The sequence below is a fragment of the Allobosea sp. 10N428 genome, from assembly GCF_056394545.1.
Genome location: NZ_JBFTIC010000004.1, coordinates 25,432 through 45,563, shown reverse-complemented (window position 1 = coordinate 45,563; position 20,132 = coordinate 25,432). Strand labels below are relative to the sequence as shown.

20 protein-coding genes and 1 riboswitch are annotated in these 20,132 nt (G+C 68.5%); of the genes, 3 read left to right on the top strand and 17 right to left on the bottom strand.

The annotated features are described in order from the left end of the window. Positions 1 to 2: 2 nt before the first annotated feature. From AC1DDA_RS14290 to AC1DDA_RS14260, 7 genes are read right to left on the bottom strand one after another with little or no spacing between them, the layout of a single operon-like run. Entirely contained in the window at positions 3 to 635 is a 633-nt protein-coding gene (locus tag AC1DDA_RS14290) for a precorrin-8X methylmutase (RefSeq protein WP_476796230.1), read from the bottom strand. Continuing rightward, the gene (cobG, locus tag AC1DDA_RS14285; RefSeq protein WP_476796229.1) at positions 632 to 1,942 is read right to left on the bottom strand and encodes a precorrin-3B synthase; all 1,311 of its coding nucleotides are present in this window, start codon (positions 1,940 to 1,942) and stop codon (positions 632 to 634) included. The genes AC1DDA_RS14290 and cobG overlap by 4 nt, the downstream gene beginning before the upstream one ends. Next, positions 1,939 to 5,448 carry a cobaltochelatase subunit CobN gene (gene cobN / locus AC1DDA_RS14280; RefSeq protein ID WP_476796228.1) on the bottom strand — a complete coding sequence of 1,170 codons (3,510 nt, stop codon included), beginning with the start codon at positions 5,446 to 5,448 and terminating at the stop codon, positions 1,939 to 1,941. Before cobN ends, cobG begins: the two co-directional genes overlap by 4 nt. Before the next feature lie 9 nt (positions 5,449 to 5,457). Beyond that, on the bottom strand, positions 5,458 to 6,513 hold the full coding sequence (cobW, locus tag AC1DDA_RS14275; RefSeq protein ID WP_476796227.1) for a cobalamin biosynthesis protein CobW: 1,056 nt from the start codon (positions 6,511 to 6,513) through the stop codon (positions 5,458 to 5,460). 4 nt (positions 6,514 to 6,517) lie between these two features. After that, positions 6,518 to 6,907 carry a DUF1636 family protein gene (locus tag AC1DDA_RS14270; protein WP_441509437.1) on the bottom strand — a complete coding sequence of 130 codons (390 nt, stop codon included), beginning with the start codon at positions 6,905 to 6,907 and terminating at the stop codon, positions 6,518 to 6,520. 38 nt (positions 6,908 to 6,945) lie between these two features. Next, the gene (locus AC1DDA_RS14265) at positions 6,946 to 7,689 is read right to left on the bottom strand and encodes a CbtA family protein (RefSeq protein ID WP_476796226.1); all 744 of its coding nucleotides are present in this window, start codon (positions 7,687 to 7,689) and stop codon (positions 6,946 to 6,948) included. Between the two features lie 12 nt (positions 7,690 to 7,701). Further along, positions 7,702 to 7,878: a CbtB domain-containing protein gene (locus AC1DDA_RS14260; protein ID WP_476796225.1), complete on the bottom strand. Its 177-nt coding sequence runs from the start codon at positions 7,876 to 7,878 to the stop codon at positions 7,702 to 7,704. Positions 7,879 to 7,914: 36 nt separating this feature from the next. Then, a riboswitch (cobalamin riboswitch) is annotated at positions 7,915 to 8,100 on the bottom strand. Positions 8,101 to 8,247: 147 nt separating this feature from the next. Here AC1DDA_RS14260 and cobU point away from each other — a divergent pair. Both cobU and cobO read left to right on the top strand, forming a co-directional pair. Continuing rightward, on the top strand, positions 8,248 to 8,760 hold the full coding sequence (gene cobU, locus AC1DDA_RS14255) for a bifunctional adenosylcobinamide kinase/adenosylcobinamide-phosphate guanylyltransferase (protein ID WP_476796224.1): 513 nt from the start codon (positions 8,248 to 8,250) through the stop codon (positions 8,758 to 8,760). Beyond that, a complete protein-coding gene (gene cobO / locus AC1DDA_RS14250) occupies positions 8,760 to 9,368 on the top strand; it encodes a cob(I)yrinic acid a,c-diamide adenosyltransferase (protein ID WP_476796223.1) in 609 nt (202 codons plus the stop codon). Before cobU ends, cobO begins: the two co-directional genes overlap by 1 nt. A gap of 298 nt (positions 9,369 to 9,666) precedes the next feature. On the opposite strand, the gene AC1DDA_RS14245 is transcribed toward cobO, so the two are convergent. From AC1DDA_RS14245 to AC1DDA_RS14200, 10 genes are all read right to left on the bottom strand, one after another. Further along, positions 9,667 to 10,392, bottom strand: a complete 726-nt coding sequence (locus tag AC1DDA_RS14245; protein WP_476796222.1) for an aspartate/glutamate racemase family protein — start codon at positions 10,390 to 10,392, stop codon at positions 9,667 to 9,669. Further along, positions 10,389 to 11,537, bottom strand: coding sequence for a saccharopine dehydrogenase family protein (locus tag AC1DDA_RS14240; RefSeq protein WP_476796221.1), 1,149 nt, complete (start codon positions 11,535 to 11,537; stop codon positions 10,389 to 10,391). The genes AC1DDA_RS14245 and AC1DDA_RS14240 overlap by 4 nt, the downstream gene beginning before the upstream one ends. Continuing rightward, the gene (locus AC1DDA_RS14235) at positions 11,530 to 12,309 is read right to left on the bottom strand and encodes an amino acid ABC transporter ATP-binding protein (RefSeq protein WP_441509430.1); all 780 of its coding nucleotides are present in this window, start codon (positions 12,307 to 12,309) and stop codon (positions 11,530 to 11,532) included. Before AC1DDA_RS14235 ends, AC1DDA_RS14240 begins: the two co-directional genes overlap by 8 nt. Before the next feature lie 14 nt (positions 12,310 to 12,323). Then, positions 12,324 to 12,986 (bottom strand): amino acid ABC transporter permease, encoded by a 663-nt coding sequence (locus tag AC1DDA_RS14230; RefSeq protein ID WP_441509429.1) that lies wholly within the window; start codon positions 12,984 to 12,986, stop codon positions 12,324 to 12,326. Between the two features lie 97 nt (positions 12,987 to 13,083). Further along, positions 13,084 to 13,911: a transporter substrate-binding domain-containing protein gene (locus tag AC1DDA_RS14225; RefSeq protein ID WP_476796220.1), complete on the bottom strand. Its 828-nt coding sequence runs from the start codon at positions 13,909 to 13,911 to the stop codon at positions 13,084 to 13,086. A 124-nt stretch (positions 13,912 to 14,035) separates the two neighbouring features. Then, positions 14,036 to 14,944, bottom strand: a complete 909-nt coding sequence (gene dapA / locus AC1DDA_RS14220; protein WP_476796219.1) for a 4-hydroxy-tetrahydrodipicolinate synthase — start codon at positions 14,942 to 14,944, stop codon at positions 14,036 to 14,038. Positions 14,945 to 14,964: 20 nt separating this feature from the next. Continuing rightward, positions 14,965 to 16,362 carry an aldehyde dehydrogenase family protein gene (locus tag AC1DDA_RS14215; protein WP_476796534.1) on the bottom strand — a complete coding sequence of 466 codons (1,398 nt, stop codon included), beginning with the start codon at positions 16,360 to 16,362 and terminating at the stop codon, positions 14,965 to 14,967. 13 nt (positions 16,363 to 16,375) lie between these two features. Then, positions 16,376 to 17,662, bottom strand: coding sequence for an FAD-dependent oxidoreductase (locus tag AC1DDA_RS14210; RefSeq protein WP_476796218.1), 1,287 nt, complete (start codon positions 17,660 to 17,662; stop codon positions 16,376 to 16,378). Next, entirely contained in the window at positions 17,655 to 17,918 is a 264-nt protein-coding gene (locus tag AC1DDA_RS14205; protein ID WP_476796217.1) for a 2Fe-2S iron-sulfur cluster-binding protein, read from the bottom strand. Before AC1DDA_RS14205 ends, AC1DDA_RS14210 begins: the two co-directional genes overlap by 8 nt. Continuing rightward, positions 17,915 to 19,072 (bottom strand): NAD(P)/FAD-dependent oxidoreductase, encoded by a 1,158-nt coding sequence (locus tag AC1DDA_RS14200; protein WP_476796216.1) that lies wholly within the window; start codon positions 19,070 to 19,072, stop codon positions 17,915 to 17,917. The genes AC1DDA_RS14205 and AC1DDA_RS14200 overlap by 4 nt, the downstream gene beginning before the upstream one ends. A gap of 159 nt (positions 19,073 to 19,231) precedes the next feature. On the opposite strand from AC1DDA_RS14200, the gene AC1DDA_RS14195 reads away from it, so the two are divergent. Continuing rightward, on the top strand, positions 19,232 to 20,116 hold the full coding sequence (locus tag AC1DDA_RS14195) for a LysR family transcriptional regulator (protein WP_441509423.1): 885 nt from the start codon (positions 19,232 to 19,234) through the stop codon (positions 20,114 to 20,116). Positions 20,117 to 20,132: the final 16 nt, after the last annotated feature.

Genomic DNA, 20,132 nt, shown 5'->3' with positions numbered 1-20,132 from the left:
GCCTATTCCTTGTCCTGCGCGAGCGCATTGACGGCCGCTGCCGCCATGGCCGAACCGCCGCGCCGTCCATGCACGACGAGGCACGGCACGCGCCCATCCTCCGCCAGCGCTGCCTTCGATTCCGCCGCGCCGACGAAGCCCACGGGGATGCCGATCACGGCCGCCGGCTTGGGCGCGCCGGCATCGAGCATTTCAAGCAAGCGAAAGAGCGAGGTCGGCGCATTGCCGATCACGACGATGGCGCCGGCAAGCCGGGACTTCCACAGCTCCATCGCGGCGGCGGAACGGGTCGTGCCCATCTCAGCCGCGAGCGCGGGGACCTGAGGGTCGTCGAGCGTGCAAATGACCTCGTTGCCGGCCGGCAGGCGCGCGCGCGTCACGCCATTGGCGACCATCTTGGCATCGCAGAGGATCGGCGCGCCGCTCCTGAGCGCGGCCTGTGCGGCTTTCGCGAAATCCGCCGACATCTCGACGTCACCGGGCAGGTCGGTCATGCCGCAGGCATGGATCATCCGCACGACGACGCGCTCGGCCACACCGTTGAAGCGGGCGAGATCAGCTTCCGCACGGATGATTGCGAAGGAGCGCTCATAGATCGCCGCCCCGTCCTGAATGTAATCGTATGCCCTGCTCAACCCTGCGATCCCGTTGAACGCGCGACCTTGGCCAGCCGCGCGTGAAACTGTTCTCCCGGCTGCAATCGCGCCAGGAGCGTCGAAAGGTCAAGCGTCGCGACCGGCTTGTCCCGCGCCGTGCCGCCGAACACGACATCGTAGAGCCCGTCACGCCCGACCAGGGTGAGATCGGCGGCTGCCGGATGGGCGCAGGATTTGACGCAGCCGGAGACGTGCAGCGTCATGCCCTGCGCGAGCAGACCTGCCGTGGCTCGGGCGAGCGCAGCCGCATCCGCCATGGCCGGCGCTTCGGCGCGGGAGCAGGCGGGGCTGCCGGCGCAGGCCTGCACGGAAAGGCGCGGATCGTCGTCACGCGCGATCAGGCCGAGGCCGCTTGCCAGCGCCATCAGCTTGTCGGCTTCGGCACGGCGGAGATTGCGGAAGGCAAGCCCTCGCCATGGCGACGGCCGGATGTCGGCTGGGCTAGTCTCAATATCGGCGCCGAGCTTGTCGAGGGTGGCCGCATCGCACCGGCCGAAGGGTAGGCCGATGACCGCCGCGAACCGGTCCTCCCCCAAAGCGAGCAGCCCGGCGCGCAGCCCCCGGGGGCGGGAGGCATGTGCAGGCGCTTCCGGGAGCGTGCTCAGGCCGGTCAACCTCTCGGATGGCAGGTCGCGCAGGCGGCGGATACGGTCGGGAGCGGCGCTGCGCAGCGCTGCGAAGCCGCGCAGGATGGTGTCAACCGTCGCTGCGGCATCCGCTTCGGGGATTGGCCCACGCCAGAGATGGTCCGCCAGACACAGGGCGACACGCCCGGCCCCGATGCCGACGAGTCGGATGTCGGCGGAAAAGCTGTCCAGAGCCTGCGTGCCGCCATCATCGACGATGACGCTGAGCTTGGCCGGCAGGCCGGGAATCCTGCGGGCGCGCAGCTCGATCTGCCCGGCCAATGCGGCTGCGTCGATCAGGCCGTTCGAATCGCTGCCCGCAAGCGGCGAGACCAGCGTCAGCCGCTGTGGTCCATCGCCCGCATGCTCGTCGACGAGATGCTCCGCCAGCAGGCGCTCGACCAGCGCCGGATGGCTCGCGGGCGTTACCCCCCTGATTTGCAGATTGGCGCGGGCGGAGATTTCGACAAGTCCGTTGCCGTGCTCGGCCGCCAGAACCGCGATCCGCCTCAACTGCCGCGGTGTCAGCCTCGCGCCGGGCGGATGCAACCGCACCAGCCAGCCGTCGCCGGTCGCCATCGGCCTGAGGGTGCTCGGGCACCAGCCGCGTCGCAGTGCTTCCTTTCCGGGCTGCGGCGCTTTTTGCGGGAGCGCGCTCATTCCGCCGCCTCCCGCGCCAGGAAGGCGCCGACCGAGTTGCGCCGGCTGGTCCAGAGGCCGCGTCGCGCCGCCTCGGCCAGTCGCGAGCGGATCGAAGCGGCGGCCGGCGCATTGGCGCTTTCGAGAGCGGACCAGATCTGCGGATCGGCGCAATAGGCCTGGAAGACCGCTTCGAACAGCCCGTCCGCGACGGCCTCCGTGCTCGCCGCGAAGACGAAGAGCGTATCGACCGCCTCCGCCAACTCCGCCGCCCCGCGCCAGCCATGGGCGAGTTGGGAAGCGATCCAGCGCGGATGCGTCAGCCGACCGTGCACGATGCGAGCGATGTCCTCGGCCAGCGTCCGCGCCTTCGGCGCTTCGGGGTTCGAGCTGTCGAGGCTGTAGAGGGCAGGATCGGCGCCGAGCGCCTTCGCAGCTGCCGCGAGCCCGCCGATCACATCGGCGGCGCTGCTGGCTTCGAGAATGTCACGCCCGGCGGTGTCGCTGACATGGATGAAGGCATCTGAAGCGCGGATGCGGCCGGCGAAGCCGGCATCCGCCGCACCCACGCCCTCCGCTCCGCCGTAAGCGTGACTTGAAGCGGCGAGATAGGCGGCGCCCAGCTCTTCGCGTCGGGTCCAGTCGCCATCGAGGGCGCGGTCGGCCATCGCGGCGCCATAGCGACCGGGCGCGGCGCCGAAGATGCGGGCGCCATGCTCACCGCGACGGCGGGCGGCGGCGGGCTCGTTCCACTCCCCCGGCTCGTCCAGCGCGGCGACCGCGCGCGCCGCCTGGTCGATCAGCGCGATCTGGCCGGGGAAGGTGTCGCGGAAGGTGCCGGAGATGCGTACGGTCACGTCGAGGCGCGGGAAAGCGAGCTTCGGCTGTGGGATGATGCTGAAGCCGGTGACGCGGGTCGAGGCATTGTCCCAGAGCGGCTCGACGCCCATCAACGCCAGCGCATGGGCGATATCCTCGCCGCCCGAGCGCAGCGTGGGTGAGGCCCAAAGATCCATGACGATCCGGCGCGGATAGTCGCCATGATCCTGCAGATGGCGCGACACGACGGCCTGCGCTGCGAGCTTCCCGAGCCGGGCGGCCGCGCGCGTCGGGATGGCGCGAGGATCGAGCGTCGAGAGATTGCGCCCGGTCGGCAATACGTCGGGTCGGCCGCGATGCGGTGAGCCTGCCGGGCCGGGTACGACGAAGCGGCCGTCGAGGGCGGCGAGCAGGTTTTCGCGCTCGCTGCGCGCGGAGGCGGGATCTACCTCGGAATGGCCGAAGACGTGCAAGCCATCGCGGAAAGGCAGTTCGGCGATATCGCAGAGATGCGCGTCGAGCCGCGTCAGCGCCTCGTTCATCTCCGAGTCGGCTGTAACACCGCAGGAAGCGGCGAGCCCGCTCGCCTCGGCGCGCGAGCGGATTTCGCCGGCGACGATATCGGCGCGGCGCGGATCGAGCACCTGCGCCTGAGAGAACTCCTCGACGAGGTCGCGCAGCAGCGCCGTCTCTCCGGCAGCCTCGGTTTCGGCCAGCGGCGGCGGCAGATGGCCGAGTGTCAGAGCCGAGAGCCGTCGTTTTGCAGGGGCCGCCTCGCCGGGATCATCGACGACATAGGGGTAGATCACCGGCAGCCCGCCGACGGCAAGGCGCGGCCAGCAGGCCGCCGAGAGCGCCACCGCCTTGCCCGGCAGCCATTCCGTGGTGCCATGCGTGCCGAGATGGATCAGCGCGTCGATGGCCTCCGCTTGGCGCAGCGCGAGGTAGAAGGCGAGATAGGTGTGGCCGGGTGGCGCGTCGGGGTCGTGATAGCGCGCCTTGCGGTCGGGCGTGGTATCGCGCGGCGGCTGCAGGGCCACGGTGAGGCGGCCATAGCGTACGGTGCGGAAGTGGAAGGCGCCCTCGCGGCAGGTGGGATCGGCTTCGGGCGCACCGTGGCTGGCAAGAAGGGACTCGCGCGCCGCAGCGGGGATGGTGGCGAGCCATTCGCGATAGGCCGTGAGAGGCATGGAGAGATTGGTTGGCCCGGCAGTCAGTGCGGCCATCAAGAGCGAGCCCTCATCCTGAGGAGTGAGGTGTAAGCTTTGCGTCTCGAAGGGTGCTCCAGAGCGCGCCGGATCATCCTTCGAGACGCCGCTGCGCGGCTCCTCAGGATGAGGGTTGAGAGCGGCAACAGCGTATCCCACCCCCGCCAACAATTCCCGGATCGCCGTCACGCTGGCAGGCGTATCGAGCCCGACGGCGAAGCCGGCCCGGCCGCCGCGCGCGGGATAGTCCGACATCACCAGTGCCAGCTTTCGCTCGGCCGCCGGTCTCCGGGCGAGAGCGATCCAGCCCTTCGCCAAATCGGCAAGCGCAGAGATGCCCTCTGCATCCGGCACGAGCCGGCGGATACTGAGCCCGGTCGCCGGGTCGGTTGCTTCGGCCTTGAACGCCACCGGAATTGCCCCGATGCGCCCGTCGAATTCCGGCAGCGCCACCTGCATGGCGAGATCGGCAGCGGAGAGGCCACGCGGCGAGGCGTCCCAGGCTTCGCGCGGGCTGCCGACCGGCACGGCTTGCAGGATCGGACAATCGGCGCCGTCAAGCACGAAATTCGCGGCCTCGCGGGCAGAGAAGGCGGTGGTGGTGATGACCAGCGCGGGTTTGCGCGTCGCGAGCAACGCTGCGAATTCCGCAGTGACGGCGGGGTCTTTCAGGCTGGTCAGCGCGAGCGGGAGGGGTGCGAGGTCGCGCGCGGCGAGGGCGGTGGCGAGGGCCTCGGCCATGGCCGTGTCGCCAGCCGCGACGCCGGATCGGTAAAGCAGGATCGGGACGAGTGGTTTGTCGGCCGGCATCGTAGCGAGCGCGTCGAGCCATGGCAGGGGTTTGCCGTCGCTGCCGAGCGCGAAGAACGATGGCAGCGGGAGTGGCGTCAGGTTGGATGGTCTTGGCGCCCGCGCGAGATATCCTGCGATCCGCCCCAGCAGCCGCCGCATGTTCTCGGCGCCGCCGCCCGCCTGGAAATAGGCTAGCAATTCCGCCGCGAACTCAGCCGGCACGGTTGCGTGCTCGCCCAGCCGCGGATCGTCGCGCTCGTCGCCGGGCAGGATCACGAGCGGTGTGCCGCGCGCGCGGCAGGCGATGCCGAGCTGCTCGATGCCATAGCGCCAGTAGTCGAGCCCGCCGAGGCAGCGCACCAGCACGAAGCGGCACTGCGTCGCCGTCTTCTCGATCAGAAAATCGACCGAGAGCGGATGTCTCAGCCGCCTGAGCGGAGCGAGCCGCACCGACAGGCTCTGTCCGTCATGCTCGCCCTTGTGGCGAGCATCCATGTCTTGAACACGACCTTCGATAAGGGAAGGCCTGGATGGTCGGGACAAGTCCGACCATGACGATGCAGGTTCATCTCGGCGGGCAGCCACCGCCAGCGCCGAAAGGTCGCTGTCGGTGAAGGACAGGACGAGCACATCTCCCGGCGGCAAGGCGAGGTCGACGGCGTCCTCGCCGTCGTCGAGCCTGATCTCGCTGGTCGGAAGAAGATGCATCGGCGGATGTTAAGCCCCCGCGAGGGCCGCTTCCACGGCCTTGAGATCGAAACCCTTGAGGCCGATCACGGTCAGGCGCCCGTCGCGCGGCTCGCTCGCGCCCCAGGGGCGGTCGAAATGATGCCCGACGCGTCGGCCCACGCCCTGCACGACGAGGCGCATCGGCTTGCCCGGCACAGCGCTGAAGCCCTTCAGCCGCAGCACGCCCTCGGCTTCGGCGGCCTTGGCGACACGCGTCGTCAGCTCCTCCGGTGAAAGCCCCGCCGGCAGCGGCACGGCGACCGAGTCGAAATCGTCATGGTCGTGATCATGCTCGCCTTCGCCATGATGCGAAGGGCGGGCGGCGAGGTCGCTCTCGGCGGCGGCGCCCAAGCCCACGATCAGCGCCGGCTCGACCTTGCCATGGGCCGTCTCGACAATCTTGATGGCCTTGGGCAGGTGCTCCGCGATCTCGGCCTTGACCCGTGCGCGGCCGGCCTCGTCGACGAGGTCGCTCTTGTTGAGCAGGATAAGGTCGGCGCAGAGGATCTGGTCCTCGAACACCTCCTCCAGCGGATTGTCGTGTTCGACTGAAGCATCGGCGGCCTTCTGGGCCGCGAGCGCTTCCGGATCATCGGCAAACTGGCCATCCGCCACGGCCGGTCCGTCGACCACGGCGATGACGCCGTCGACGGTGACGCGGGCGCGGATCGCRGGCCAGTTGAAGGCCTGCACCAGCGGCTTCGGCAAGGCGAGGCCGGAGGTCTCGATCAGGATATGCTCGGGCGGGTTCGGCCGGTTCAGGAGCTTCTCCAGCGCCGGCACGAAATCATCGGCGACGGTGCAGCAGATGCAGCCATTCGGCAGCTCGACCACGTCCTCGTCGCTGCAGCCGGCGATGCCGCAACCCTTCAGGAACTCGCCGTCGAAGCCGAGATCGCCGAACTCGTTGACGAGCACGGCGAGCTTCTTGCCCTGCGCATTCTCGAGGAGATGGCGCACCAGCGTCGTCTTACCGGCGCCGAGGAAGCCGGTGATGATCGTGCAGGGCGTCTTGCCCAGGTTCGTGGTTTGCGGAGCGTTCATGATGTCATCCTTGCTGGCGCGCCGGCAAAGGCGGCACGCGTGCGACCACGCCCTTGCGGAAGGACTGCGGCCGCTCTTTCCAGGGAACGATGCCGTTGGCGCTGGCGGCATAGGCCTCCGCCGCGCCGACGATCTCGTCGAGATGGGTGTCGGTGTCGAGATCGCCGATCAGATAGGTCCATTTGCCATCGGCACTGAGCGCGATGGTGCAGGGCCGCTTGCAGACGGCGAGGCATTCGACAGGCAGCACCGGGATGGTGCTGCCCTTTGCTGCGAGTTGAGCGGTGAGACGCTCCGCGAGCGCCAGCCCCGGCTGGTCGTAACCCTCCGGGAGATCGGCGCGCGCCCGCCTGCAGGCCGTGCAGACATGGATAGTGAGGTCGCCCTCGGACATGACTTGCCTTTCGCGCGGAGCCGGAGGCTCCGCTGCCTTCAGCGCGCGAGCGCGGCGCGCCGGCTGGCCCAGGGCCAGAGCACGCCGACCATGAAGGCGGTGGCGAGCCAGAGCGCAGCCTGGATGCCGAGTGACAGAGCCGCGAAATGCGCCGCAACCTCGGCCGGCACCTTGCTCTCCGGCGCAGCCGGATGCGGGGCGCCGATCACATGCGGGAGCAGGATCACGACGACGGCCAGCAGCTTGAGCCAGGGCTGCTCGAAGCGCAGGAACAGGAAGAGCCCAAGCGCGGTGGCGATAGCGGTGACCAGCCACCAGAACTGCCGCTGCTCCAGCGCCGCGGAAGCCGCGCCCGGCAATTCCGGCGCGAGCCCCATCGCGGGGGCGAGCCCGAGCGCCAGGAAGCCGCAGGCGCCCCAGACCAGGGCGCTACGTTGGTCGATCGTATCGCCGGCCGCGATCATTCCCGCGAGCAGCAGCGCGGCGAAGCCGATTGCGGTCGCGATCGTCACTGCGCTGGTGAAGAGCGTGCGCTGGAGGCCGTCCTGCGGCTTCCATTCGGCATGGTCGTGGCCGGGCGCATCGCCAGCGGGGCCATGCGCGAGGATGATCTTCGCCTCGCCGTCGAAGGCCGCGAGCGTCGGCGCCTGCAGGTGCAACGCCGCCTCATAGGTCTCGGCCTTGAGGATCAGCGGGGTGGTGGTGACATGCTGGAGGGCGGCGACGATCAGCCCAGCCAGAAGCCCGGCCAGAATGCTGACCGTGAGAACACGCGTAACCATGGATGCTTTCCCTCAGTGGCAGGGGAAGGCGAGGCCGTGGCGGGTATCGTGCCCGGCGTTGTGAACGTTCGTCGAGGCCGCGAAGCCTGTCGTGTAGATCAGCGCGACGCCGATCACGAGCGCGGCGGCTGCTGCCTTGACGCGTTCCGAGACGCTGAGTTGGGTGGTGGAAACCGTAGCGGTGTTCATAGGGCTCTCCGTGGCCGCCCCGCCGGCAGCCGGTTGGATCGTTGCGGGTCGACGGCAGGTCTCCTGGCTCGCGGGTCTGATGTTCCCCACCGCCTTCCCGGAGCGAGCGCTCCAGTGGCCGATGGTGGGAAACACCCGCTTACAGTTGCGGGGGCAGCCGCGGTATCTCACCGCGTTCCCTTTTCACCTCCTTGCGGAGGCACCGTCATGGACCATCATTAGCTATCGGCGTGCCGCTGTGCAATGCAGTGCGCCGTGGCAGACACGTCATTCTCGGGCTTGACCCGAGAATCTCGTACAGGAAGAGGCTCGCCCTTTCGGATGGAGATGCTCGGGTCGAGCCCGAGCATGACGGCATAGGACTTTTCGATGGAATTGCCCCACCTCACCCTCGTCCTCGGCGGCGCCCGCTCCGGCAAGAGTCGCCATGCCGAGGCGCTGATCGAGGCTCGCCCGGCCCCCTGGACATATATCGCCACCGCCCAGGCCTATGACGACGAGATGCGGCAGCGCATCGCCGAGCATCGCGCACGCCGCCCGGAGGGCTGGCAGACCGTCGATGCGCCGCTCGATCTGGCCGAGGCCATTGCCGCCCAGCCGGCCGGCCGGCCCATCCTTGTCGATTGCCTGACGCTCTGGCTGACCAACCTCATCCTCGCCGAGCGCGATACGGTCGCGGCGCGCGAAGCCCTCATCGCCGCCTGCGAGCGCGCCTCCGCCCCGCTCGTCCTGGTCGGCAACGAGGTCGGCCTCGGCATCGTCCCGGAGAATGCGCTCGCCCGCCGCTTCCGCGACGAGGCTGGGCGGCTGCATCAGGCGCTTGCGGGGCGCGCCGGCCGCGTGGTCTTCATGGTCGCCGGATTGCCGATGCGAGTGAAATGATGACCGACACCGAAGACGCCGCCCGCCACAAGGCCAAGATGGAGAAGCGCAAGGCGGTGCAGGACGCCGAGGTCGCTTCCAAGACGGTCGAGAAGGGGCTGCTCATCGTCAACACCGGCCCCGGCAAGGGCAAGTCGACCGCAGCCTTCGGCCTGATCCTGCGCGCGCTCGGCCATGGCTGGCGCATCGGCGTGGTGCAGTTCATCAAGGGCGCCTGGTCGACCGGCGAGCGCAAGGCGCTCGAAGCCTTCGGCGATCAGGTCGCCTGGCACAGCATGGGCGAGGGCTTCACCTGGGAGACGCAGGACAAGGCCCGCGACATCGCTGCTGCCGAGCGCGCCTTCGCCAAGGCCAGGGAGCTGATGGCCGATCCCGAAATCCGGCTCGTGGTGCTCGATGAGCTCAATATCGCCCTGCGCTACGACTATCTGCCGCTCGCCGACGTCGTGGCGACGCTGGTCGCTCGCCGCGCCGACCTGCACGTCGTCGTCACCGGCCGCAATGCCAAGCCGGAGTTGATCGAGGCGGCCGACCTCGTCACCGAGATGACGTTGGTGAAGCACCACTTCGCCGCCGGCGTGAAGGCGCAGGAAGGCATCGAGTTTTAGGTCTCTCACTCCGCCCCATCTCGCGCGCCGATTGGCCCATGGCAGCGGCAGGCCGGGACACGGCGCGGGGTGGCGCAAGCCACCGTGGAGCCTGGATGCCGAGGCTGCGGCACATCTCCGCCTCCCGGTCCCGCACGAAACTTGCGTAGTCCCGCAGATGGACGCCATCGCTGAAGGCCGAGCGCGACCCCCGCATCTGCGCTGCAGTCTCGCGCCCAGCGACATGCCTGGTCCCGCCTTGCGGCGAGCACCTCAACCACTATCGAGGCCGAAAGCCAGCGGCGCTCCTCGTCAAACCTTAGCGGAAGCGCGGCGGCGCGATCGCATGCCCGAACCATTCGACGAACCCGATGACGTCGAAGACCGGCAGCCCGGTGGCAGCAGCGACCGCCGCCGAATGCGGCGGAAGATTCGTGCATTCGCAGAGGATCGCGCCGACATTCGGATGGCGGCGGACCAGAGCGCGGGCGGCTGTCACGACTTCTTCCTCGAGCTTTGCGACGTCGGACACGCCGCCGCGATTGCCATAGACCTGGCGGAACAGACTGTCCGGAGGCAGCCCCTCGATGGGAGTGTCGGGGCGCACCCCGACGGCGGCCAGATGGCGTGCCGTTAACGCCTCCGCTGCGAAGGTGAGGATGCCGACTTGCTGGCCGGCGGGCAGCATGGCCTCGATCAACGGTGCCTGCAGCAGGCTGCTCGTAGCGACGGGAACCGGGAGCGCGGCGGCCAGCTCTTGCTGCAGCAGCGCCAGAAAACCGCAGCTCGTGGCGATGCCGCGCACCCCGCAAGCGACGAGATCGAGGGCGGCGGCGATGAAGGGCTCGAGGAACTCTTCCGGGCGACCATGGACGATGGCCGCGGGATCGGCGCCGCGGACGACCCGGAACTCGACGGGGAAAGGCCAGGTGCGGCCGTTGCCGATATCGCCCGGCAGGCGTTGAAAATGGGTGTCGAGCATCAGGACCCCGATGCTCAGATCGTTCACAACCGCGCCCAGCCGTCCGGACCCAGAGCCGTTCATGGATGCACTCCCTGCAAAACGCGCCCGGAGACAGGTGCCGGCGTCTCGAAGAACCAGGCAAGGAAACGGTTTTCGCGCAGGAGATCTAGAGGGATGTCCTCCTGCGCAAGGAGGCCTTGGCGGCCTATTTGTCCGAGGCGCAACAGATCGAGCACCGCGGCGACATGGGAGGCAGCGGTGCGCCGCATGGCGCCGATCGCGGCTTCGCCGATCTCTATCGGCTCGACCTCGCGCAGGAAGTGTTCGTGGGGCGCACCATCCGCGTCGCGAGACGCTGCGGTGATCGAGATCAGCAGACGATCATCGGTGATCTCGGGCAGCGCGTTGAGGAAGAGATTGCGCAGCAGATAGACGCGGTCGCGCAATTTCAACTCGTCCAGCAGGAACGCCATCTGGTCGGCGTGCCCGGGATAGCGGATGGTATGCGAGGTCAGATTCCCCACCTTGCCGGCGAGGCGCTCGCGAAGCGTAGCCGGGATCGCGCCCGAGACGAAAACCTCGTAGTCGCGCGATCCAAGATGCAAGGGGCTGCAGCGGGACAGCGGCGCCAGCCCGGACTCGCGGCCGTCGAGGAGCGCAAGCGAGGCGCGCGTATATTCGCGCAGGGTGGCGTCGACATCCCAGACCAGCCCGTAGCCCAGGCGCCCGGCGGCCGTTCGCGGCAGAGCGCCGATCCGGACGTCGATATCCGGCAGGCCCGGGCAGCGCGAGGCGAGATCGAGAACCAGGCCCGAGACGAGCCCCGGCGAGATGCCGCATTGCGCGATGAAGCAGCCTGCGGCGGCGTTGGCCTCGCGCTGGACGGCTTCGAGCGCAGCTCCGTCATCGCCAAGGTCGAGATAGTGGCTTCCGCTGCGGCGGGCGGCCGCGGCCACCATGGGCATCGCCGAGGACGGCAATGCCGCGACCACGGCATCGGCCCCGGTCAGGAGCCGGTCGAGCTGGGCTGCGTTGGCCGGATCGGCTTCCGTCAGCGGCAGCGCAAGGTCCTTGGCTCGCCTGCGGCCGGGCTCGGTCGGGTCCGCGAGCAGGAACTCGAATTCCGGCTTTCCGCGCAGGAGGAGCGCCAGCGCCGTGCCGATCCGGCCTGCACCGACGATGACGACCTTGAAGGGCCGGGCGTTGCTTGCCTGCGGATCAGCCATGGAAGCGCGCGAGAAAGGTCTTGAGACGCTCGTTGTCCGGGTTGTGCAGGATGCGGTCCGGGCTGCCCTGCTCGGCGATGCGCCCGGTTTCCATGAAGACGACACGATCGGAAACCCCGGCCGCAAACGAGATCTCATGGGTGACGAGGACCATGGTCATGCCCTGTTCGGCAAGGTTGCGCACGACGCCCAGAACCTCTCCTACGAGCTCAGGATCGAGCGCGCTGGTGATCTCGTCGAGCAACAGAGCGTCCGGCTGCATCGCGAGGGCCCTGGCGATGGCCACGCGCTGCTTCTGCCCGCCCGAGAGCTGGTCCGGCCGCGCGTCGCGCTTATCGGCGAGGCCGACCTTGGCGATGTAGTCCATCGCGATGTCGATGGCCTCGCCGCGCGGCTTGCGCTGCACGGTCATGGGGCCTTCGATCACGTTCTCCAGCACGGTCATGTGCGGGAACAGGTTGAAGTGCTGGAACACCATGCCGACATGGCGCCGCAATTCGCCAAGACCGAGAAGCTGGCCCGTGCCGCGGAATGTCGGGCCGACGCGGCGGCCACGGAACAGGACCTCGCCGGTGTCCGGCACCTCCAGCATGTTCATGCAGCGGATGAAGGTCGATTTGCCGGAGCCGGAGGGTCCGATGATCGAGACGACTTCACCGCTGGTCAGCGAGAGATCGATCCCGTGAAGGACGGTGAGCGCGCCGAAGCGCTTGGTGATGCCGCGCGCTTCGAGGACGGTCTCGCGCAGGCCGGGCATGGCAACGGAGTTCATGGAATGGCTCTCGCTCAATGGCTGCCGCGCGTCCGGCTCTCGACGATGTCGGCGAACTTCGTGATCGGGAACAGGATGGCGAAGTAGAGCAGCGCGAGGATGGTGTAGGATTCCAGCGGGCGATAGGTCTGCCCGTTGACGATGCTGGCCATGTAGGTGAGTTCCGCCACGGAGATCACCGAGATCAGCGAGGTGTTCTTGAACTGCGTCACCGACTGGTTGATGAAGGCCGGCATCATCCGGCGGATGGCCTGCGGCAGCACGATGCGCCGCATGACCTGCCAGCCCGACATGCCGATGGCGGCGCCCGCCTCGGATTGTCCCTTGTCGATCGAGACGATGCCGCCGCGGAAGACCTCGGCGTAGAAGGCCGCGGCATAGAGCGAGAGCGTGATCAGCGCCGCCGCCCAATTCGCGAGATCGAAGCCGAGCAGCAGCGGCAGGGCGTAGTAGATCCATAGCAGCTGCACCAGCAGCGGCGTGCAGCGGAACAGCTCCTGGAAGCCCTGCGCCAGCCAGCTCAGCGGCCCGATGCCGGAAAGCCGCGCGAAGCAGAGGAGCAGCCCGAGGACCAGCCCGATGGCGATGGAGGCCACGGTGTAGACGATGGTGATCCACGCGCCCCAGAGGAACAGATCACTCGCCTGGAAGATCGGGGCGAAGCTCCACGTGTACATATCATGCCAGCCTTTTGTGAAGGCAGCCCTCGAGCAGGATGCGAAAAGCCCGGAAGCCGGTTTTCGCGAATATCCTGCTCTGGGGGCTGCTCCTGCCTTAACCGCCGAAGCCGAAGCCTTCGGGCATGTCGTCGAGCGTGATGCCGAAGGGCGCGAGGCTCTTCACGATCCAGGTCTGGTTGTTGCCGATGCGGCGGTTGTATTCGGCCCAGGCCGAGATGAAGGCGCGCGACTTCTCGTCGGCCTTCCAGTTCATGGCGACCACGGAGGGCGTCGACAGAACCGGAGACGGCACCAGCACCTTGCCGATGCCCCTCGCCTTCTTGCTCATGACGAGGCCGTTCAGCATGGTGTTGACGAGACCGTCTGCTTTGCCGGTGACCACCGCCACGATCGCCTCGTCGCGGGACTTGAAGCGCAGCATCTTGGCCTTCGGCAGGTATTGCTGGGCGATCAGGTCCTGCGAGGAGCCCAGGTCGACCGCGAAGGTGTATTTCGGGTCGTTGAGCTCGGCCCAGCTCAGCTTCGAGAGCTCCGCCTTGGGCGAGACGATGACGAAGCTGTTGAAGTAGGTCGGGTTCGAGAACGCGACGGAGAGGGAGCGCTGCGGCGTCGCCGTGACGCCAAGCGCCAGATCGACCTTGCCGCTCTGCACGTCGAGGATGGAATTCGGCCAGCTCGACTCGACGACCTCCAGCTTGACGCCGAGGGTGGTGGCGATGTCGCGGGCCATCTCGATGGCGAAGCCGCGCCATTCGCCGGACCGCGGGTCTTTGTTGAAGTAGGGATCCTCGTTGATGATCCCTGGTATGCGCAGCACGCCGCGCGAGCGTATGGCGTCGATGGTGTCTTCGGCCCGGGCCGAGGCTTGAAGTGCCAGCAATCCCAGGCTGGCTGCGCAGATGGCGCGAATGATCGATTTCATGAGCTTTCCACTCCGTTCCCTTGCCGATGTTTTTCGGTCTTGCGCTGGTGGTTAGGACGATAAGAGCCTAGGCGACGCACTTGCGTGGACAATGCGAGAGTAGGCCGTCGTCCTACCGGCTTTCTTATATGTTCGCTCGGCTCTCGAACGATTGCAGGCTTGCTTCCAGCGCCTTGCGGCTCTCCGGGCGCAGCGCTGCGAGCGGCGCCCGCAGCTCCGGGCCGATCAGGCCGGCGCGCGCGAGCGCCGTCTTCACCGGCACCGGGTTGCTCTCGATGAAGAGATGGCCGACGAGGTCGAACAAGGCGTCGTGGATGCGGCGCGCCTCGCGCGGGTCTCCGGCGTACCAGGCCCGGCACAGCGCGACGACCTCCGCGGGCAGCAGGTTCGAGGCGACGCTCGTCACGCCGTCGGCGCCGAGCGCGAGGAAAGGCAGGGTCAGGCCGTCGTCGCCGGAATGGATGACGAAATCCTCGCCGAGTGCCAGCCGCAGCTCCGTGATCCGTTCCGCCTTGCCCCCGGCCTCCTTGATGGCGACGACATTGGAATGGGCCGCCGCAAGCCGCGCTGCGGTCTCCGGTGCGATCTCGACGCCGGTGCGTCCCGGCACGCTGTAGAGCATGATGGGTAGGCTAACCGCGCCGGCGATGGCGGAGAAATGGTCGAACAGCCCCTCTTGCGAGGGCTTGTTGTAATAGGGGGTCACGAGCAGGAGGCCGTCGGCGCCCGCCGCCTGGGCACGCTCGGCCTTGCCGATGGCGAGCCGCGTCGCGTTCGAGCCGGCGCCGGCCATGACGAAGGCCCGTCCGGCAGCCGCCTTCACCGTGGTGCGGATGACTGCATCGGCCTCATCCTCGCTCAGCGTCGCGGCTTCGCCTGTCGTGCCGACCGGGACGAGCCCGGCGACGCCGGCCGCGATCTGCGCAGCGACGAGCTTCTCGAGCGCGGCAATATCGAGCGCTCCGTCGCGGAAGGGCGTGACCAGCGCGGTGAAGACGCCGGTCAGGCGCCGGCGCAGTTCGGGATCGATCATCTTGTTGGCTCCTTGCATCATCAGTCGATGACGACCTTGGTTTCGCTCATCTCGCGCAGGGTCATGTGGATGCCCTCACGGCCCAGTCCGCTCGACTTGATGCCGCCGAACGGCACATTCTCGGCGCGGAAGTCCGGTCCTTCATTGATCATGACGCCGCCGACGCGGAGCCGGCGGGAGACCCGCTTCACGAGCGCATGGTCGTTGGTGAAGAGCCCGGCCTGCAGCCCGTAGGCGCCGCCATTGATCTCGGCGATCACAGCATCGGGATCGTCGAAGCGGCGCACGGCGAGCACCGGCCCAAACGTCTCGGAACGAACGAGCTCCGTTTGTGCCGGAACGGCCTCGAGCAACGTCGGCGCGAACAGCGTGCCGCGGCGGTTTCCGCCCGCGACGATCCGGGCGCCATCCGCAACCGCGAGTTTCACACGACGTTCGACTTCCGCTGCCGCCGGCTCGTCGATGACGGTGCCCATGGCAGTCTCGGCATGAGCCGGATCGCCGGTGGTGACCTTCGCGACGCGCGCCGCAATGCGCTCGATCATCGTCTCGCGGATGGCGTCGTGCAGATAGAGCCGCTTCACGGCGGCGCAGCTCTGGCCGGCGATTTCAAAGCGGTGCGCGATCGCGACGTCGGCGGCGCGGTCGAGATCGGCGTCCGGCATGACGATCAGAGGGTCGTTGCCGCCGAGCTCCATCAGGCAGCGGACGAGCCCGGAGGCGTTCTTCAGCGCCAATCCCGCCGTCGGCCCACCCGTGAAGCTGAGCAGATCGATGTCGCCGCTCGCGATCATCGCCGCGACATCGGCGCCGCCATGGACGATACCGAACAGGCCGTCCGGGAAGCCCGCCTCCTCGGCCAGCTCTGCGAGGCGCTGCGCAGCGAGCGGAGCCTTCGGCGAGGGCTTGGCGACGACGGCATTGCCGGCCGCGATGGCGGGGCCGAGCTTGTGACAGAGCAGGTTGAGCGGATAGTTGAACGGCGTGATCGCTCCCAGGACCCCGGCAGGCTCATGCGTGATCACGGCCTGCTTGTCCGGCGCTCCAGGCACGATGGCAGTGGGCAGGACCTCGCCATGCAGGACGGTGACGGCGTCGCCGCTCAGCCGGAGCGTGTTGCGGGCGCGGCGGACTTCGTTGCGTGCCTCGGCGATCGTCTTGCCGACCTCCGCGCAGATCGTCTGGGCCATCGTCTCCGCCTCGTCCTCGAGGCGGCCGGCCAGGCGATAGAGCAGTTCCTTGCGTTCCGCGGGCGTGCTGAAGCGGAAGCTGGACCAGGCCTTGCGCGCCCGGCGCAGGGCCTCGGCCACAGCGACTTCGTCCGCTCCGCGGACCTTGCCGACGAGGGCGCCGTCGAACGGATTGGTCACCTCGACCATGGAGGCGGCGATAGCCCGGGCAGGCTTGGCGAGGGACATCGTCACGGTCAGATCACTCCGTTTCATCATCTGTCAGGCGGGCGAGCGCCGCGACCGAAACCGGTCGCAAGGGCCAGCGCGGGGGAGTTGCGGCCGGCAATGGCCGGTCTCGCAGGGCTGCGATCATCGGGCCGCAGAAGCGGCCCTGGCAGGCACCGAGGCCGAAGCGCCCCATCAGCCGGATCTCGCGCGGCGAAGCGTCGTCTGCGAGGGCGGCCAGATCCGCGTAGCTGCGTCCTTCGCAACGGCAGATCACGGTCTCGGGCGCAGGCACCACCGGCTCGCTGTGGAGCGCTTGTCCGAGAGCGGCCTGAAAGCCCCGTGCACGCTGCAGGCCGCGTTCGACCCGCGAAGCGTCTGTGCCTGCCAGGCCGAGGCGGGCAAGCATCTGCATCGCGGCGCGTCGACCGTCGAGCAGCGCGGCATCGGCGCCGAGCGCTTCCCGCCCATCTCCGGCGAGCAGGACGGGCACGGCCGCGTCGGGGGCCGCCAACGGAATCCCGGTGCGGTTCGGCGCAATGCCGTCATGGATGAGCAAATGCCGCACGCGCAGGGTGTCCTGCGTCTCCCCAACGCGGATGCCGACCTTGAGGCCCGGGCCATCAGGCTCAGCCCGTGTCACGACGGCTCCGCAGCGGTAGGGCACGCGGCTGATGGCAAGCGTCGCTGCATAGGCAGCCGCCTCGGCCATCGGCGCCCATGACGCGGCGAGGCGGGCCAGAGCCCTTGGGGCGCGCCATGGCCGGCCGCGCTCCAGCACGGCGACCGGCGGATTGCCGGCCGTTGCGAGCTGGGCCGCGAGGGCGGCCAGCAGCGGCCCGCTGCCGGCCACCAGGATCGGGCCCTCCGGAGGGCGGCCCGTTTCCTTGAGCAGGACCTGCGCGCCGCCGGCCGTCATGACGCCGGGCAGTTCCCAGCCCGGGAACGGACGGATCGTCTCGACGGCCCCGACCGCGATGATCGCTCCCCGGGGGCGGCGCGCAAAGACGTGGCCGGCACGACGATCGTCGAACAGAAAGCGACCCTCGCCGTCGACGCCAAGGAACACTGTTTGCGTCCGAACCTCGATCCGCTCGGCGGAGCCCCGGAGTCGCGCCGTCAGTTCCGTCCAGTTGCGGCGGGGACGGCCGGGCCGCCAGACATGGCTTTCGTTGCCGGCTGCTGGCTGGCGATGGATGGCGCCGCCGAGCCGATCCCGCTGCTCGATCAGCATGACGGGCAGGCCGGCTTCCGCGATGGCGGCAGCCGCGCTGGCGCCGGCCGGACCGCCGCCCACGACGAGGACAGGGCCCTTATGCATGGTCGGCTCCGACCGCAGGCAGCGCGCCGAGCCGCAGGCCTTCGCTTGCGAGCGTCAGACAGGCTTCGACTGGCGCCGCATCCGCGACCGCGACGACGCAGCCCTGGCAGGCGCCGATCCCGCAGAACATCCGTCCGCCGGGCGCGTCGTTGGACTGGCCGAGATCGGCGATCCCGGCCCGGAGCAGCGCTGCGGCGATCGTCTCGCCCGGCTGGAAAGCCACCGGCACGCCGTTCCAGAGAAAATGGCTGGTCATGCGTGGGCCTCGACGCGAGCGAAGCGTTGCGGCGACAGAGCGGACAGGTCGGTTTCCGGCTTCTCGCCCAGCAGCAGGCGGGCAGCGCAGGCACCCATGAACGGTCCGAGGCAGATGCCGTCGCCCTCGAAGCCAGTCGCAATGACGACGCCTTCGCGATACGGGTGCAGGCCGACGATCGGCAGGCCGTCGCGGGAGGCGGTCCTCACCCCGGCGAAGCTGCGCAGGACGCGGCGACCGGCGAGCGGCGGGTAGAGATCGAGCGCCTCACGCAGGATCGCCGCGATGGTCACGGCATCGGTGGCGTGGTCGCTGCGATGGTCTTCGCGGCTGCCGCCGATCAGGAACTGGCCCGTCATCAGCGGGTCGATCACCAAGCCGATATGGGCGTTGTCGCGAACGATGCCGCGTTTGGCGGCGAGATACGAAGCCGCCATCAGATGGCCGTCGATCGCAGGTCCTGCCGTGCTGGCCCGGTCGGTGACGACCATCTGCCCCTTGCGCGGGATGAGAATCTCGCCGAGGCCGAGCAGCGGAGCCGAGCCGATCCCCGCGGCGACAAGCACCGCATCGGCTGCGAGCAGCTCGTTCCGGATCGCGACGCCGCCGACGCGCCCGGCCCGCATGACGATCTCGGACACGGGCGCATTGCGGCGGATGCTGACGCTGCTCTTGTGCAGGAGGCGCTCGGTGATCTCATAGCCCAGCGCATGCCCGTCATCGGGGATTTCGAGCGCTGCGCAGACGCTGGCACCCAGCCCCGGAATGCGATCCAGCAAAGCCGCGCGGCTGATCTCGACGACGCGCTCACCCGCCGCGGCGAGGTCGGCGCCATGCTGGGCGACGAGATCGGCCTCGATCGCGGTTCGTGCGACGAGGAAAGTCGAGCGGCGATGGAACAGGCCGCGAAACAGGCCATCCCGCTCGCTGCGGACATAGAAGGCCCGGGCGTGGCGGGCCAGATCCATCATCGGACCCGGCCGCTTGCTGGCGACCGAGACGGCGCCATCCGACGCGCCGGTCGCGCCGGCAGCTGGCCCAGAGGCGTCGAGCAGCGTCACCCGCGCACCGGCGGCAGCCAGAAAATGGGCGGCCGCTGCGCCCACGATCCCGGCGCCTATCACGGCGACATGAATAGATGAAGAAGAGGCCATGCCCGGAGCGGTTCGTCCCGTAACGCGATGGCCAGAACCTCGTTCGCTTCTCCTGCCGGGTCGATGCAAATGATCCGGGCCGACTTGCCTCATTGTTTGCAAGTGGCGGAAGGAGAGCTGTTGTAGGAAGGAATGACGGGCCGGCCGGCGGAAGGGACCATGCGCGAAGCCAATCTGACGCTCATCCAGACGTTCTTCATCGTTGCGCGCGACGGCTCCTATTCCGCCGCGGCGCGCAAGCTCGGCATGAGCTACCAATCGGCCGCCAACCATGTGCGGCGCCTTGAGCAGTTGCTGGCGGAGCGACTGGTCGTCTCCGAGCAGGGCGCCAAGACGGTGACCCTGACGCCGCGTGGGCGCAGCCTCTACAAGCTGTTGCTGCCCGAGCTCGATACTGTGCTGACCCGGCTCGACCGGACGCTCCAGAAGGAGCGTCCCGTGCTGCGCATCGGCCTGCCGCAGGCGATCTTCTTCTATCTGATGCCGCCGATCCTGGCGCAGTTCCGCACGCTTTTCCCGCAGGTCGAGATCATCGCCTTCGAGCGCGATACCGCTCTTCCGGAGATGATCCGGGACGGCAGCCTCGACCTGTGCATTACGGAGCGCTATTTCGGCGACCCCAACGTGCCGCAGCACCTTGTCTGCACATACCGGCCGGCGCTGGTCCTGCCGCGCGAATGGGGCACGCCGCCGCGAGGCGAGATCAGGCAATGGGTGCAGGGGCGCCCCTTCGTGACCTATGAGCCCGGCCAGCTGCTGCGCAACCTCGCCATCGATTATCTGCAGCCGGACGATACCGAGATGGAGATCGCGATCTCGACATCGGGCAGCTCAAGCGTGAAACGCTGCGTCGAAGCCGGTCTCGGCTACGCGATCATTCCCGCCTGGTGCATGGATGGCAGCGAAACCACGATCACCGTGATCGATTTGCCGGAACTGCCTGAAATTCCGATCTATTTCGGCGAAGCCAGCTTTTTGGCACGCAACCCCTACGTCGTCGCGCTGCGTCGACTTTGCGTCGGTTTCACATCCGCGATGGGCTAGCAGACGCACCACCTCG

Coding starts and splice junctions, on each gene's coding strand:
- cobG (WP_476796229.1), bottom strand. CDS start 1,942: ATGAGCGCGCTCCCGCAAAAAGCGCCGCAGCCCGGAAAGGAAGCACTG.
- cobN (WP_476796228.1), bottom strand. CDS start 5,448: ATGCATCTTCTTCCGACCAGCGAGATCAGGCTCGACGACGGCGAGGAC.
- AC1DDA_RS14270 (WP_441509437.1), bottom strand. CDS start 6,907: ATGTCCGAGGGCGACCTCACTATCCATGTCTGCACGGCCTGCAGGCGG.
- AC1DDA_RS14265 (WP_476796226.1), bottom strand. CDS start 7,689: ATGGTTACGCGTGTTCTCACGGTCAGCATTCTGGCCGGGCTTCTGGCT.
- AC1DDA_RS14260 (WP_476796225.1), bottom strand. CDS start 7,878: ATGAACACCGCTACGGTTTCCACCACCCAACTCAGCGTCTCGGAACGC.
- cobU (WP_476796224.1), top strand. CDS start 8,248: ATGGAATTGCCCCACCTCACCCTCGTCCTCGGCGGCGCCCGCTCCGGC.
- cobO (WP_476796223.1), top strand. CDS start 8,760: ATGACCGACACCGAAGACGCCGCCCGCCACAAGGCCAAGATGGAGAAG.
- AC1DDA_RS14245 (WP_476796222.1), bottom strand. CDS start 10,392: ATGAACGGCTCTGGGTCCGGACGGCTGGGCGCGGTTGTGAACGATCTG.
- AC1DDA_RS14240 (WP_476796221.1), bottom strand. CDS start 11,537: ATGGCTGATCCGCAGGCAAGCAACGCCCGGCCCTTCAAGGTCGTCATC.
- AC1DDA_RS14235 (WP_441509430.1), bottom strand. CDS start 12,309: ATGAACTCCGTTGCCATGCCCGGCCTGCGCGAGACCGTCCTCGAAGCG.
- AC1DDA_RS14230 (WP_441509429.1), bottom strand. CDS start 12,986: ATGTACACGTGGAGCTTCGCCCCGATCTTCCAGGCGAGTGATCTGTTC.
- AC1DDA_RS14225 (WP_476796220.1), bottom strand. CDS start 13,911: ATGAAATCGATCATTCGCGCCATCTGCGCAGCCAGCCTGGGATTGCTG.
- dapA (WP_476796219.1), bottom strand. CDS start 14,944: ATGATCGATCCCGAACTGCGCCGGCGCCTGACCGGCGTCTTCACCGCG.
- AC1DDA_RS14215 (WP_476796534.1), bottom strand. CDS start 16,362: ATGTCCCTCGCCAAGCCTGCCCGGGCTATCGCCGCCTCCATGGTCGAG.
- AC1DDA_RS14210 (WP_476796218.1), bottom strand. CDS start 17,662: ATGCATAAGGGCCCTGTCCTCGTCGTGGGCGGCGGTCCGGCCGGCGCC.
- AC1DDA_RS14205 (WP_476796217.1), bottom strand. CDS start 17,918: ATGACCAGCCATTTTCTCTGGAACGGCGTGCCGGTGGCTTTCCAGCCG.
- AC1DDA_RS14200 (WP_476796216.1), bottom strand. CDS start 19,072: ATGGCCTCTTCTTCATCTATTCATGTCGCCGTGATAGGCGCCGGGATC.
- AC1DDA_RS14195 (WP_441509423.1), top strand. CDS start 19,232: ATGCGCGAAGCCAATCTGACGCTCATCCAGACGTTCTTCATCGTTGCG.